Genomic DNA, 13,282 nt, shown 5'->3' with positions numbered 1-13,282 from the left:
ATTCAGCCTCGTATGCGGGTTGCCGGCGTCACTCCCCGGTGTTACTCGACAGAGATGCGCAATGCCGCCGCCGATGCCAGCGGCGCAAAGAGCAGCGCGAGCAACAGGAAGGCGCCTAACAGGTAGAAATAGGGTTGGGTGTCGGCGATTTCGATCATGCTCACGGCGACGGCGCCGGAGCCGTAGACCAGCACCGGGATGTACAGCGGCAGGATCAGCAACGACAGCAGGATGCCGCCGCCGCGCAGGCCCAGGGTCAGGGCGGCGCCGATGGCGCCGAGCAGGCTCAGGATCGGCGTGCCCACCGCCAGCGAGGCCATCATGATCCAGATCGCGCCGTCGCTGAGATGGTACTGCATGCCTACCAGCGGCGCGATAAATACCAGCGGCAGCCCGGTCAGCAGCCAGTGGGCGACGATCTTGGCCAGCACCAGCAGCGCCAGGGGCTGCCCGGTGAGCATCATCTGTTCCAGGGTGCCGTCATCGAAATCGGCCGCGAACAGCCGCTCCAGCGCCAGCATCGAGGCCAGCAGGGCCGCCACCCAGACCACGCCGGGCCCCAGCTCGCGCAGCATCTCGCGCTCGCTGCCGACACCAAGCGGGAACAGGCTGACCACGATGATGAAGAAGAACAGGGTGGTCAGCACATCGGTGCGGCGTCGCAGCGCCAGGGTGATGTCGCGACCGAGGATGCAGCCAAATACCTTCAGCACGGCGGCGCGCTCCCCTCGTTGCTAGGCGCTTCTTCCGCGGGCTCTTGCATGTCGGTGTCGTGGGCCCCGAGCGTGAGCCGCTGGATCTGCCCGCGGGTGAGTTCGACCTCCTGGTGCGTGGTCAGCACCACGGTGCCGCCGTCGGCGACCTGTTTGCTGATCAGCGTCTGCAGCAGGTGCACGGCGTCGCTGTCCAGGGCGGTGAAGGGCTCGTCGAGGATCCACAGCGGGGCATTGCTGAGGATCAGCCGGGCCAGTGCAACGCGCTTTTTCTGGCCCTGGGACAGCATGCGCGTGGGCAGGTCTTCGAAGCCGCCGAGGCCGATGTGTTCAAGGGCGTCGAGGATGTCGTCGTCGCTGGCCGGGTCCTGGTCCAGCGTGGCCATGACGCGCAGGTTTTCCAGCCCGGTCAGGTCGGCCTTGATGCCGTTGAGGTGGCCGAAGTACAGCAGGTCGCGGTTGAAGTCGTCGCCCAGGTGGTGGATGTCTTCGCCGCGCCAGCGGATGCTGCCTGTCTCGGGCCGGAGCAGGCCGCTGAGGGCGCGTAGCAGGGTGGTCTTGCCGCTGCCGTTGCGGCCGCGCACATGCAGCAGCGTCCGTGGCCGAACCGTCAGGCTGAGGTCGGAGAACAGGTGGCGGTCGCCGCGGCGGCAGGCCAGGGCTGCGACTTCGAGCATGCGGGTTGGATTCCTGAACCTGGGGGCAAAGGGGGTAGCGCGTGAGTCACATGCCCACGGCGACCCGAACGATACAAGGTCTGTCGGTTGTCGACAACTCGGGGGATTCGGCAGCCCGCCCGCAAGGCGGATAAGATGGGGGCGTTGGGTGCCTTGAAACCGTTGCCGGGTGATCGACACATTGCCTGCGGCGTTGCAGGCATCGGGTTGTCACGCTACGTTGGAGCTGTCCTTGGAAGCGCTCTCCCTGATCATCCTGTTTTCGGCCCTGCTGGGTCTTGTGCTGCTGCTGGAACTGCTGGCGGCGGTGCGTCGGCAGGAGCGGCCGGTGGCCTTCGCGCGCCGTGAGCCCTTTCTGGATGCCGACCGGCGGCGCTGTCTGGCGATCGTTCGGGAGGCGGCCGGTGCCGGGCGGCTGGTGATGTGCCAGGTGCCTGCGGCGGCGGTGCTGCAGCCGGCGCCGGGGCAGTCCGCGCGACGCCGGGCGCGGGGTGCGGCGCAGTTGCAGCCCCTGGTGCTGGACTTCCTGGTCTGTGCGGCGGCTGATGCCCATCCGCTGTGTGCGCTGGTGATTGCCGAGGACAGGGGTTCTCGGGCCCGGCGGCAGTCGCTGGCGTACCTGTCGGAGCTCTGCGCGGCGGCGGGGCTGCCCCTGATCCCGCTGCCGGCTCAGGGCGAGGGGGATCCGGAGGCGGTGCGCCGGCACATCGCGGAGGTGGTCGACAGCGCCGATATGCTGACGTTCAGGCCGGACGAGCCGGCGCGGGAGGACGAGGAGGCGGTGCTGGAGGCGCTGTCCGCGAGCCTGCAAGACACGGCGGTTAAATGATCCGCCTTCTACCCAATCCGCACTACCGGTTGCTCGGTGCGCTGGGGTCCAGCCACACCTGGCCGTCGGCGAGCTTCAGTCGATAGGTGGCGATGGGCGTGTCCGCCGGGTCGTCTTCGGGCTCGCCGGTCTCCAGGCTGAAGTGGCTGCCGTGCAGGGAGCACTTAATCCGGTTGCCGTCCAGGCAGCCGTAGGACAGGGGGTAGTCCTCGTGGCTGCAGTTGTCCTCGACGGCGTAGTAGTCATCGCCGACGCGGGCGATCAGGAAGGCCTGGGGGCGGCCGTCAAGATCGAGCGTGAGCTTGACGAACTTGCCGGGCTCGATGTCCGCGGCCGCGGCCACGGCGACGTAGGGTGCGTCCATTGGCAACACCCCCTCAGCGCAGGCGCCGGGCCGCTGCGCCGGAATCCAGCGCGGCGCGAATGCGGTCTGCCGCGGCCGGCAGCGAGCGTTCGCGGCCCAGGTGCCAGAGCACCAGCGCGCCGGAGAAGACCAGGCTGTCATAGGTGGGTCCGCGGTCGCCTTCCAGGGCGGCCATGCCGGCGCGGGCCGCGGCTGCAGCGGTGGCCTGCACATCCACGGCCACGGCGATGTCGTCGCCGGGTCGGTTGGCGGTGGGCAGGTCGTCGGGCAGCGGCACCGAGCGGACGTTCTGCTCGATGCCGATGGCGGTCGGGTCGATGTCGAAGGCCTGTTCCTCGCCACACTGCTGGTAATTGAAGCAGACCCCTTGCTGGCGCAGGGACGGCACCACACCGCCCTCGACACCGCGCACCAGCAGGGCCGACTCGTAGCCGGCGTGACGCGCCAGCAGGGCGTAGATGCGCGGGTAGGGCTTGTGCACATAGCCGGTGACCAGGTGGGTCTTGCGGCGGCCGTGGATCGGCCGGGCCATGACCTCCACGGTGGTCAGCACCTGGCGCTTGACGATGGTGCTGCGCAGCGGCACCAGCGCGTGCAGCCTAGGGGCGAAGGCGCGCTGGTCGACGTAGGACCAGCCCAGCGCTGGGTCGGACAGGCGCGCGGCGGCCTCGCTCGGGGACAGGTCGACCGCGATGCCCGCGGCGGCCAGCACATGGCGGTGGGTGACGCCGTACTTCGGCCCCACGGCTTCCGCACCCTGACTGATGGCCGGCACGCCGCATTCCGCCAGCACCACCGGCAGGAACGGCGACGCCGGCAGGCAGCGGTTGTAACCGTCGTAGGGGTCGCCGACGTCCACCACCTCGTCGACATCCGCCACCACGTGGGCGGTGGCGTCGCGCACGGCGTCGAGCACGCCGCGCATCTCGTCGTCGGTCTCCCGTTTCATGCGCAGCGCGATCAGAAAGATGCCGGCCTGGACCGGGTCCACCGCGTCGTCGAGGATGGCCTGCATGCCGATGCGGGCCTCTTCCACGGAGATGTCCTTGGACAGTGTCGGGCCGGTCGCGATGCGCTGGATGATGGAGCGCATCGTCCGCTGGGTCTCGTTCATGGGGTGCTGCTCTTCGTGTGCTGGTTACTGGGCATGTCGACTGCGGCGGACATCGGGGCCGGCGGCGGTTGCTTCAACCCGGGTGTTCCAGAGGGACCTTCAGTCCGGACCGGGCGGTTGCCGGTCGCGCCAGCGCCGCGAGAGATCGGCGTAGGCGTCGATGCGCCGGTCGCGCAGGAACGGCCAGATGCGGCGCACCTGCTCGCTGCGGCCGAGGTCGATCTCCGCCAGCAGCATGGCCTCCTGGTCCGATGGCCCGTGGGCGAGGAGTTCGCCCTGGGGGCCGCAGACGAAGGAGTTGCCCCAGAACAGGATGCCGTCGCTTGCCGCAGCGGCCTCGGCGCCGGCGGCTGCAGCCCCCTCAGAGGCCCCAGCGGCGGCCGCTTCGAAGCCCACGCGGTTGCACGCCGCCAGCGGCAGCCCGTTGGCGATGGCATGGCCGCGTTGCACCGTCATCCAGGCGTCCAGCTGGCGCTGTTGTTCGTCGGCAGCGTCCTGCGGGTCCCAGCCGATGGCGGTGGGGTAGAGCAGGAGCTCGGCGCCGGCAAGGGCCATGAGGCGGGCGGCCTCCGGAAACCACTGATCCCAGCACACCAGCACGCCGAGCCGCCCGACGGCGGTGTCCACCGGCTCGAAGCCGAGATCGCCGGGGGTGAAATAGAATTTCTCGTAGAAGCCTGGGTCGTCCGGGATGTGCATCTTGCGGTAGGTGCCGCACAGGCGGCCGTCGGCGTCCAGGACCACGGCGGTGTTGTGGTACAGGCCGGGTCCGCGGCGCTCGAACAGCGAGCCGACGATGACGATGCCGAGCTCGGCCGCGACGGCGCCCAGGCGCCGGGTGGTGGGCCCCGGCACGGGCTCGGCCAGGTCGAACCGCTCCACGGTCTCCTGCTGGCAGAAATAGGGCCCGTTGTGCAGCTCTTGCAGCAGCACCAACCGACAGCCCGAGGCGGCGGCGCGGCGACAGGCGTCGATGCAGGCGTCGAGGTTGCGGCCCGGATCGAAATCCGGGTCGGCGCGAAGGGCGTGCTGGATCAGCGCGAGCTTGAGGATCTGAGGCATGCGGGCCACCGGGGTTGGTGCGGATGGCCCGGCATTTTCAGGCTTGTGCGCGTGGCAGGCAAGGCGGCATTGCGCCGCCTGCAGGCCCGCCTCGTACTGCCTTACTGGCTGACGATGGTCTCCTCTGCCTCGGCCATCAGCACCGGCTGCTTCAGTTCGTCCGGCAGGTGGGAGAACTTCTTCACCAGTCCGGGCCACAGCAGGTTGTAGTACAGCTCGCCGCGCACCAGGGCGACATCGGCCGCCGGGATCTCGTAGGTCAGCGTGCGCTCCTCGTGGGGCTTCAGCCGGGTGTCGTCGCCGGGCTTGGTGGCCATCGGGGGCGGCGCCGGCATGCCCTGGTCATCGCTCAGGGCATAGGCCATGTAGGCCTGCGGATCCTCCTTGGCCGGATGCCCCTCGGCGTTCTGCCAGATCGGGTTGCCGGTGCTGTCGTAGGCGGTGAGCTTGACGTAGATGTTGCGGAACGGGGCCCCGGTGGGCAACGCGTGCGGCTGTTGGTTTTTGAGGTAGACCGCGGTCTTCAGGATGTCGCCATCGCGCACGCTGTCGATGTCGAACACCACGGCGCGGCGCAGTACGGCCGGATTGTGGCCGCCGCCCATGGTGTGATCCGCCACGCCGTCGGTCACCGGCATGTGGCAGGACAGGCAGTTCACGTCACTGCCGCTGGCGACGTATTCGTTGCCGGTCTGGCACAACGGCACGCCGTGGGGGTTGTTGCGCTGGTCGTGACAGCCCATGCAGGCGTCGGAGGTCTTCATCAGGCGCGGATTGCCCTGCATCGGCAGGGCCGGGATCTGCAGCCCCTCCAGTTCGATGGGCTCGCCCAGATGCGGATTCGGCTTGGATGAGATATCGCCGACGCCGGCGCCGCCGAACAGGTCGTCGCCCGCGGCGGCCAGCGCGGCGAGGCCGTTGTTGATGCCGCTGGGGCCTTGCACATGGTCGCTGATCTCATAGGCCTTCATGCCCAGCCTGAACTTGCCGTCTTCGGTACGGATGCCCTTGTAGTGTTTCAGCGTGTGGCAGGCGATGCAGTTGACGCCCTCGCTGTAGGCGGCCATGGCATCCAGCTTGGTGGTCTGGTCCTTGGCGGCGTTGGGTGCATGGCACTGCAGGCAGATGGGGAATTTTCCCGAGGCCTTGTGCAGCACGCCCTCCTGCGTCGGATCGCCGGCCACCTGTCGGTAGAAGGTGCCGTGGATCGGATCGGTGAGCGCCGTGCTTTGCGCATGCATCGATTGCTTCCACTGCTTGAATATCTCCTGATGGCAGTTGGCGCAGACCTCTGAAGAGACATGGTGGATGGACTCGCCGGACGCTTCCGCCTGCGCCGCGGGCGACAGGGAAAGCAGCATCGCCAGCCCCAGCGCGGCGGTATAAAATGCTTTAAAGCCAATAACTTGTCGTAACATCAATGCTCCTCCTTCGCGGTCTTGACTGTGCGTTTTCGGACCGTCTCTATTCTTTCCCGTCTGCGAAGGCATGAACATGAGCTCAGTCAATGATCGCTATTGCCCTTTGTCCTGTGAATTGATTTAATTTCCGGAAGAAAACGCGATGACGACGCCTTTTATCGCAGATAGCATCGGATATAAAGGCTATGAAAATAACTAAATAATTAAACACTAAAATAATCATCAAGCAAGCGAGTCGCAAGGCGTCGATCGCAACGCGCGATTCGAAAAAAGGTTCGATAAAAAGGCGTGCCAGCAAACGGTTCGGACGCCGATTCTGCAACGCGATTCGGCAAGGCGGCTTAAAACCGAAGACCACGCCGTCGAACCACGCGCGGCATGTTGGGCAGGATGGCCGGTGGGCGGGAGTCGGCAGAGAGGCCGGTCCGTCTCGCTGGAGATCGGCGCCCGCGGAGGAGGAGCATCCCGATGAGAGCCAGGAAGAAGATTGACCTAAATACCCGTACAGGCATCAACTGTCTGCTGATGATGCTGCTGCTGGGGGCGTTTGTCGGCCCGCAGGCGCTGGCCGACAAGGTGGCCCTGGACGCCGACGACTGGGGTCATCCCGGGGGCGAGGACTGCGCGAGCTGCCACGAGAAGGCCTCCCCGGGGCTGGCCGCTGAATGGCGCAGCAGCGCCCATGGCGTCGCCGGCGTCAACTGCATGGACTGCCATCAGGCCACCGCGGACGAGGCGGACGCGATGGAGCACGAGGGGCAGATCATCGCCACCATCGTCTCGCCGAAGGATTGCGGTCGCTGTCACGCGACGGAGTACCAGCAACAGGCCGGTTCGGTGCATGCCGAGGCCTACGCCCTGATCGCCGACCGGGTGCCGGCACTGGCGCACAATCTCACCGGGGCGGCGATGCAGGCGGCGGGCTGTGATCAATGCCACGGCTCTCAGGTCAGCGTGCGCGGCGATGGCACGCTGGACCCGGCGACCTGGCCCAACTCGGGCATCGGCCGCATCAATCCGGACGGGTCCCGGGGATCCTGCTCGTCCTGTCACGGCAGGCATGCCTTCTCAAAGGCCCAGGCGCGGGAGCCGGAGGCCTGTGTCCGCTGCCATTCCGGGCCTGACTCGCCAGACAAGGAGATCTTCGAGGCCTCCAAGCACGGCATGCTCTACAAGGCCCGGCACGCCGGGATGAACCTGGACTCGGACAGCTGGGTGGCTGGTGTCAACTACACCGCGGCACCGACCTGCGTCACCTGCCACATGGGCGCCGCCGGCAAGATTCCGGCCACCCATGATGTCGGCATGCGCAATGCCTGGAGCCTGAACTCCCCGGTGTCGCAGCGGCAGTACCTGATCGTGCTCGAGGATGGCTCAAAGCTGGAATTGCCCGCCGCTGACGCCCCGCCGCGCCGGGGCAGCGAGGTGGTCAAGGCCGATGGCAGCATCGGCAAGGTCAAGGTGGTGGCGACGCCGGAGCGGCGGCGGCAGATCATGTCGCTGGTGTGCCTGGAGTGCCATTCCAAGACCTTCACCGAGGGCTTCATGTCGCAGTTCGACGCCGTGGTCGAGCTGTTCAACGCCAAGTTCGGCGAGCCGGCGCAGGCCATCATGCAGGGCCTGTACGACGCCGAACTGCTGACGCCGCTGCCGTTCGACGAGCCCATCGAGTTCACCTACTGGGAGCTGTGGCACGACGAAGGCGCCCGCGCCCGCCACGGGGCCTCCATGGCCAGCCCGAACCATGCCTGGTGGGAAGGCATGTACCTGGTGGGGCGCAATTTCTACAGCCGTTTCCTGCCCCAGGCGCGGGCGCTGGCCGGCGAGCGGACGGGCGAACTGGTGGAACCATGGATCCGGCAATCCGAGCAGCATGCCTGGCTCGGGCAGCCGCAGCAGGCCAATCCCATCCTGGGCCATGTGCCGGCGCCGGATCCGGATCCGGCCGCCGCGACGACGGAGGCCGAATGATCAAGCTCAGGGCCCCGCTGTTCATCACCCGGCATGTGCTGTTCGCGCTGATCGCGGGCAGCCTTGGTGGCGTTGCCTTCGTCTTCTTCCTGCTGGAGTTCGACCACTTCACCAACACCAATGCGTTCTGCACCAGTTGCCATTCCATGACCTATGCCGAGGTGGCCTACCAGCAATCGCCGCACTACAACTCGCCGTCCGGCGTGCGCGCGAGCTGCGGCGACTGCCATGTCTCGGAAGGCCTGATCGCGGCCACCTATGACCACGCAGTCGGCATCGGCGACCTGTTCAAGCAACTGTTCGGTGCGGACTATGACGACCCGGTGATCAATCTGCTGCATCTGCCGGAATCGGCCTTTACCGCCCGCGCCTGGTTTCGCGACCGCGACTCCGCTACCTGCAACCGCTGTCACGTCGTCGATGCCATTCAAGGCACCCGCGCCAATACCGCCGCCATCCATCGCGAGGAGACCGAGGGCAAGACCTGCATCGACTGTCATTACAACCTGGTGCACCGCAAGGTGCCGGACCAGCGCACCTTCAAGCGCGAGGCCTGGAACGCCATGGTCGAGCAGGAGTTCGGCCTGGCCCCCGGCGCCGCGGCGGACCTGCTGGCCGGGCCAGAGGCGCGCTAGCCCTTGCGCACTGGCACCATCGGCAAGGCCGAGGCTCTGCTGCGCTGGCTGCATCCGCAAGAGGGGCTGATCAGCCCGGCCCGTTTCGCCCCGCTGGCCGAAAAGAACGGCCTGATCGCCCCCATCGGGCGCATGGCCTTCCGGGCCGCCTGCCGCCAGCTTGTGCGCTGGCGGCAACGCCATGCGCTGCAACTGAGCATCAACAAGTCGCCGCTGGAATTCCAGCAGGCGAGTGGGGACTGTGTGGTCCTGGATTTCATGCAGTCGGTTGGCCTGCCAGGCAGTGCGATTGCGGTCGAGATCACCGAAGGTTTGCTGCTGGAAACGGCAGGCCAGGTGGGAGAGCAGCTGAACGCGCTACGCACCGCAGGCATCCATCTGTCGCTGGACGATTTCTGCACCGGTTATTCGTCGATGGCCTATCTGCAAAAGATCGAGATTGGCTTCATCAAGATCGACAAAGCCTTTGTGCGCGACCTTGAAACCAATCCGGCCGACCGCGTATTGTGACGGGCCATTATCATGATGGCGCACGGGCTGGGGGTCGAGGTGATCGCCGAAGGGGTGGAAACCCTGGCGCAGGCCAGAATACTGGCCGAAATGGAATGCGATCACGCGCAGGGGTTCTATTATTCCAAGCCGGTGCCTCCGAAGGTGTTCGAGGCGCTGCTGCAGGTCCGCTTCACCGAGGTGGTGCCGCCGCGCCTGCTGCAGGCCGAGACGGCGAAGGCCGAATCACTCTTTTTCTAGATCGGCTGCCGGCCCGCGCCCGGACGGGGCGCAGGCCGCTGCCTGCAGGCTTTATAGGTTGGTGATGCTGACTGCCCGCGTGTTCAGGTATGCCTCCAGCGCCTCCGGGCCGCCTTCGGTGCCATAGCCCGAATCCTTGATACCGCCGAAGGGCATTTCAGCCGAGGGCGTGGCGCCCTGGTTGATGTACAGCATGCCGACTTCGACCCGCCGCGACAGCAGGTGGGCGATCTTCAGCGAACGGGTGAAGGCGTAGCCGGCCAGGCCGTAAGGCAGGCGGTTGGCTTCGGCGATCGCTTCTTCCAGCGTGTTGAAGCTGCGCACGGCCGCGACCGGGCCGAAGGGCTCATCGTTGAACACGCGGGCATTGAGCGGTATGTCGGTCAGCACGGTCGGCGCAAAGAAGTTGCCGACATCGCCCAGACGTTGGCCGCCGGCGGCGACCGTCGCGCCCTGCTTGACCGCATCCTCGAGGAAATCGGCCATCGCAGTCAGGCGGCGCGGGTTGGCCAGCGGCCCCATCTGGGTGCCTTCGGCCAGACCGTCGCCCACTTTGAGGTTTTGCGCATGCTGGGTCAGCACCGCGGCAAAGTCGTTCTTTACGCTTTCATGCACGAGGAAGCGGGTCGGCGAGATGCAGACCTGACCGGCGTTGCGGAACTTGGCCGCACTCGCGGTCTTTGCCGCCAGTTCCAGATCGGCGTCTTCGGCGACGATCACCGGCGCGTGGCCGCCCAGTTCCATGGTCACGCGCTTCATGTGCTGGCCGGCCAGCGCGGCCAGTTGCTTGCCCACTGCGGTCGAGCCGGTGAAAGTGACCTTGCGGATGACCGGATGCGGGATCAGGTAGCTGGAGATTTCAGCCGGGTTGCCATACACCAGTCCCACCACGCCCGCCGGCACGCCGGCATCGACAAAGGCGCGGATCAGTGCGGCGGGGGCAGCCGGGGTTTCTTCGGCCGCCTTGACCAGGATCGAGCAACCGGTGGCCAGCGCCGCAGCCGCCTTGCGCACCACCTGGTTGATGGGGAAGTTCCATGGGGTGAAGGCGGCGACCGGGCCCACCGGATCCTTCACCACCAGTTGGCTGACCGCCAGATTGCGCGACGGAACGATGCGGCCATAGACGCGCATGCCTTCGTCGGCGAACCATTCGATGATGTCGGCGGCCGCCATTGTTTCCAGCTTGGCTTCCGGTAGCGGCTTGCCCTGTTCCTGGGTCAGCAGGCGGGCGACCTGATCGGCGCGCTCACGGAACAGGCCGGCGGCGCGGCGCATGATCTTGGCCCGCTCGATGGCCGGCATGTCGCGCCAAGTGTCGAAGCCTTGCTGGGCGGCGGCCAGGGCGCGGTCGAGGTCGGCAATGCCGGCGTGGGCAACGCGGCCGATTTCCTGGCCGGTGGCCGGGTTGAAGACGGGCAGGCTGCGACCGTCGGCGGCATCCTGCCATTGGCCGGCAATCAAAAGCTGGGTGTTGGGGTATTCCATGGGCTTTGTCCTTGTGCAGAAAAAAGTGATGCAGCCGTGATTCTAGGCCAGCGGAGCATTTGCGCTCTAGCGCATTGCAGCGCGGGTTTTGTCCCCAGCCGGTGGGGACAGGCGTGTGGGCCAGCGTGTGGATAAGTGAGTGAAAGGCTTGTGCTGACTAAATCAGCGTTTCCCTAGGCGTCGCCACTATTGACGGACAGCCGTGAGCGCAGGCTGCGCCGCTCCAAGCGTCCATCGACCTCGAATTCCAAGGGCAGCGACTTGCCCGTGGAGGCAGACAGGTAATCGACCATCCAGTGTTCATCGAGCGCGTCCAGGCGGGTCGGTGCTGGATGCGTGGCCAGATAGCCGGCGCTGGCGCAGGTGACCTGTTCGAGCCGTCCCTGCTGGCGCACGCCCAGATGGCTTTCGAGTTGTTTGATGATCTGGGTGGCCGAGGCGCGCGGCAGCCCAAGTTGCTCGGCGGCACGGGTAAAGCTGCCGAGTTCGACGATGCGGGTAAACAGGCGCATGGCCTGAAAGCGATCCATACGAGCCAATTATTTGTTCATAAAAAACAGTGTAGTCATTTTGAGGTGCTTTATCTCTTAAAAGCAAACAGCGATCATCCGTGCCATTCTTTCATCATTTCCTTTGATCGCTTCTTCATATGCTGACTCATCTCGAACGCCCTCAGGGCTCGGCCCCCGGCCTGCGCCGCATCCTCGACGACTACGGCCTGACCTATTTCGCCAACGGTCTGATTGCCTTCATCTTTTCCGCCACCGGCCCGCTCGCCGTGATTCTGTCGGTGGGCAGCCGCGGCGGCCTCAGCCAGGCCGAGCTGGCCTCTTGGGTTTTCGGTGTGTTCTTCATCAACGGCCTGATCACGCTGGCGATGAGCCTGCGCTACAAGATGCCGCTCGGCTTTGCGTGGACGATTCCGGGCACCGTGCTGGTCGGCCCGGCGCTGCAGCATCTGTCTTTTGCCGAGGTAATTGGCGCTTTCTATGCGACCAGCCTGCTGGTGCTGGTGCTGGGCGCCAGCGGCTGGGTCAAGCGGGTGATGGGGGCGCTGCCGATGCCGATCGTGATGGGCATGGTGGCGGGCGTGTTCCTGAGCTTCGGGCTGGACATCGTGCGCGCCCTGGATAGCGACGTGGCGATCGCCGCGCCGATGATCATCGCCTTCCTGCTGCTGTCGTCCAGCCCGGCATGGGCCAAGCGCGTGCCGCCGGCGATTGGCGCTTTGCTGATCGGTGCCCTGCTGATTGGCGTGCTCGGCCGGGTCGATACCGCAACGCTCGGCAGCTTCGCCTTCGCCCAGCCGGTGGTGCAGGCGCCGGTGTGGTCGCTGGCGGCGCTGATCGAGCTGGTCGTGCCGCTGGCGATCACCGTGCTGGTAGTGCAGAACGGGCAGGGCACAGCGGTGCTCAAGGGCGCCCAGCATGAGCCGCCGGTCAATGCGATCGCCGTGGCCTGTGGCGTCGGGGCCTTCTTCAGCGCCATGGTCGGCGCGGTCAGCACCTGCCTGACTGGCCCCAGCAATGCGTTGATGACCTCCTCGGGCAAGCTCGATCGCCAATACACCGCCGCGCTCACCTTCGGCCTCTTGGGCGTGCTGTTCGGTCTGATGGCGCCGACCTTCACCGGCCTGATGCTGGCCGCGCCCAAGGAGTTCATCATGGTGCTCGGCGGGCTGGCGATGCTGCGGGTGCTGCAGGGGGCCTTTCTGGGCTCGTTCAGCGGCGGCAAGTTTACGCTCGGCGCACTGGTCAGCCTGATCGTCACGGTGGCCGACATCGGCATGTTCAACATCGGTGCTGCGTTCTGGGGTCTGGTGGCTGGCTTTGGCGTGTCCTGGCTGATGGAAAAGCACGATTTCACCACGCTGGCCAATCGCAACTGAGGGTGATCCTGGGGTGGCGCGCCCAGGCAGGCTGGGTGCGCCCGCTTACAGCTTGCGCCGCAGTGCGCGTAACAAGCGCTGTTCGTCGCCATGCACCAGCGCTACGCCTCGCCCAGCGAAGGAATAGCCCCACAGCCTTTGCCACAGGCTGGGGGTGGCGTCGGGCAACCACAGCAGCGCGCCATCGGCATCGAGCATTTCGCGTTGGCGCACGCATTGCTCAAGCGCCAGCCGTTCGCGTCGCTTATCGGCGCGGCGGGTGCCCCAGCGCTGAAAGCCGTTGATTTCGACGGCAAGCAGATGTCGCCGCCCCGTCACCAGCAAATCCACATCGCCCAAGCCGCGTACACGACGGCCGCACTCCACTGCA

At 66.4% G+C, this 13,282-nt stretch carries 13 protein-coding genes and 1 pseudogene; 5 read left to right on the top strand and 9 right to left on the bottom strand.

Annotated elements, in window-relative coordinates; translation table 11 throughout:
• Window positions 1-41 precede the first annotated feature (41 nt).
• Both ccmB and ccmA read right to left on the bottom strand, forming a co-directional pair.
• On the bottom strand, window positions 42-713 hold the full coding sequence (ccmB, locus tag F2Q65_RS16950) for a heme exporter protein CcmB (protein ID WP_150094594.1): 672 nt from the start codon (window positions 711-713) through the stop codon (window positions 42-44).
• Complete coding sequence (gene ccmA / locus F2Q65_RS16945) at window positions 707-1,390, bottom strand: cytochrome c biogenesis heme-transporting ATPase CcmA (protein ID WP_150094593.1); 684 nt, start codon at window positions 1,388-1,390, stop codon at window positions 707-709. The genes ccmB and ccmA overlap by 7 nt, the downstream gene beginning before the upstream one ends.
• A gap of 232 nt (window positions 1,391-1,622) precedes the next feature.
• On the opposite strand from ccmA, the gene F2Q65_RS16940 reads away from it, so the two are divergent.
• Entirely contained in the window at window positions 1,623-2,219 is a 597-nt protein-coding gene (locus F2Q65_RS16940) for a DUF2726 domain-containing protein (RefSeq protein ID WP_170265793.1), read from the top strand.
• Between the two features lie 22 nt (window positions 2,220-2,241).
• Here the strand turns inward: F2Q65_RS16940 and F2Q65_RS16935 are convergent, their stop codons facing one another.
• The 4 genes from F2Q65_RS16935 to F2Q65_RS16920 form a co-directional block, all read right to left on the bottom strand.
• Window positions 2,242-2,583 carry a Rieske (2Fe-2S) protein gene (locus F2Q65_RS16935; protein WP_150094591.1) on the bottom strand — a complete coding sequence of 114 codons (342 nt, stop codon included), beginning with the start codon at window positions 2,581-2,583 and terminating at the stop codon, window positions 2,242-2,244.
• Between the two features lie 13 nt (window positions 2,584-2,596).
• Window positions 2,597-3,697, bottom strand: a complete 1,101-nt coding sequence (locus tag F2Q65_RS16930; protein ID WP_150094590.1) for an anthranilate phosphoribosyltransferase — start codon at window positions 3,695-3,697, stop codon at window positions 2,597-2,599.
• A 99-nt stretch (window positions 3,698-3,796) separates the two neighbouring features.
• The gene (locus F2Q65_RS16925) at window positions 3,797-4,759 is read right to left on the bottom strand and encodes a carbon-nitrogen hydrolase (protein WP_150094589.1); all 963 of its coding nucleotides are present in this window, start codon (window positions 4,757-4,759) and stop codon (window positions 3,797-3,799) included.
• Window positions 4,760-4,860: 101 nt separating this feature from the next.
• A complete protein-coding gene (locus F2Q65_RS16920; RefSeq protein ID WP_150094588.1) occupies window positions 4,861-6,177 on the bottom strand; it encodes a cytochrome c family protein in 1,317 nt (438 codons plus the stop codon).
• Between the two features lie 471 nt (window positions 6,178-6,648).
• On the opposite strand from F2Q65_RS16920, the gene F2Q65_RS16915 reads away from it, so the two are divergent.
• The 3 genes and pseudogenes from F2Q65_RS16915 (at window position 6,649) to F2Q65_RS16905 (ending at window position 9,536) form a co-directional block, all read left to right on the top strand.
• Entirely contained in the window at window positions 6,649-8,151 is a 1,503-nt protein-coding gene (locus tag F2Q65_RS16915; protein ID WP_246156307.1) for a multiheme c-type cytochrome, read from the top strand.
• Entirely contained in the window at window positions 8,148-8,786 is a 639-nt protein-coding gene (locus F2Q65_RS16910) for a NapC/NirT family cytochrome c (protein WP_150094587.1), read from the top strand. Before F2Q65_RS16915 ends, F2Q65_RS16910 begins: the two co-directional genes overlap by 4 nt.
• 3 nt (window positions 8,787-8,789) lie before the next feature.
• Window positions 8,790-9,536, top strand: a pseudogene (locus F2Q65_RS16905) (EAL domain-containing protein).
• Between the two features lie 51 nt (window positions 9,537-9,587).
• Here F2Q65_RS16905 and F2Q65_RS16895 read toward each other — a convergent pair.
• On the bottom strand, window positions 9,588-11,024 hold the full coding sequence (locus F2Q65_RS16895) for an NAD-dependent succinate-semialdehyde dehydrogenase (protein ID WP_150094584.1): 1,437 nt from the start codon (window positions 11,022-11,024) through the stop codon (window positions 9,588-9,590).
• A gap of 173 nt (window positions 11,025-11,197) precedes the next feature.
• The gene (locus F2Q65_RS16890; RefSeq protein WP_211354075.1) at window positions 11,198-11,536 is read right to left on the bottom strand and encodes a LysR family transcriptional regulator; all 339 of its coding nucleotides are present in this window, start codon (window positions 11,534-11,536) and stop codon (window positions 11,198-11,200) included.
• 137 nt (window positions 11,537-11,673) lie between these two features.
• On the opposite strand from F2Q65_RS16890, the gene F2Q65_RS16885 reads away from it, so the two are divergent.
• Window positions 11,674-12,912, top strand: coding sequence for a benzoate/H(+) symporter BenE family transporter (locus F2Q65_RS16885; protein ID WP_150094583.1), 1,239 nt, complete (start codon window positions 11,674-11,676; stop codon window positions 12,910-12,912).
• A 45-nt stretch (window positions 12,913-12,957) separates the two neighbouring features.
• Here the strand turns inward: F2Q65_RS16885 and F2Q65_RS16880 are convergent.
• Window positions 12,958-13,282: hypothetical protein (locus F2Q65_RS16880; RefSeq protein WP_211354074.1), on the bottom strand; the 325-nt coding region annotated here is incomplete at its 5' end.

The organism is Thiohalocapsa marina (genome assembly GCF_008632335.1).
Classification (GTDB): domain Bacteria; phylum Pseudomonadota; class Gammaproteobacteria; order Chromatiales; family Chromatiaceae; genus Thiohalocapsa; species Thiohalocapsa marina.
This window is presented reverse-complemented; position numbering and strand designations above follow the sequence as displayed.

Coding starts and splice junctions, on each gene's coding strand:
- F2Q65_RS16915 (WP_246156307.1), top strand. CDS start 6,649: ATGAGAGCCAGGAAGAAGATTGACCTAAATACCCGTACAGGCATCAAC.
- F2Q65_RS16935 (WP_150094591.1), bottom strand. CDS start 2,583: ATGGACGCACCCTACGTCGCCGTGGCCGCGGCCGCGGACATCGAGCCC.
- ccmA (WP_150094593.1), bottom strand. CDS start 1,390: ATGCTCGAAGTCGCAGCCCTGGCCTGCCGCCGCGGCGACCGCCACCTG.
- F2Q65_RS16895 (WP_150094584.1), bottom strand. CDS start 11,024: ATGGAATACCCCAACACCCAGCTTTTGATTGCCGGCCAATGGCAGGAT.
- F2Q65_RS16925 (WP_150094589.1), bottom strand. CDS start 4,759: ATGCCTCAGATCCTCAAGCTCGCGCTGATCCAGCACGCCCTTCGCGCC.
- F2Q65_RS16890 (WP_211354075.1), bottom strand. CDS start 11,536: ATGCGCCTGTTTACCCGCATCGTCGAACTCGGCAGCTTTACCCGTGCC.
- F2Q65_RS16885 (WP_150094583.1), top strand. CDS start 11,674: ATGCTGACTCATCTCGAACGCCCTCAGGGCTCGGCCCCCGGCCTGCGC.
- F2Q65_RS16930 (WP_150094590.1), bottom strand. CDS start 3,697: ATGAACGAGACCCAGCGGACGATGCGCTCCATCATCCAGCGCATCGCG.
- F2Q65_RS16910 (WP_150094587.1), top strand. CDS start 8,148: ATGATCAAGCTCAGGGCCCCGCTGTTCATCACCCGGCATGTGCTGTTC.
- F2Q65_RS16920 (WP_150094588.1), bottom strand. CDS start 6,177: ATGTTACGACAAGTTATTGGCTTTAAAGCATTTTATACCGCCGCGCTG.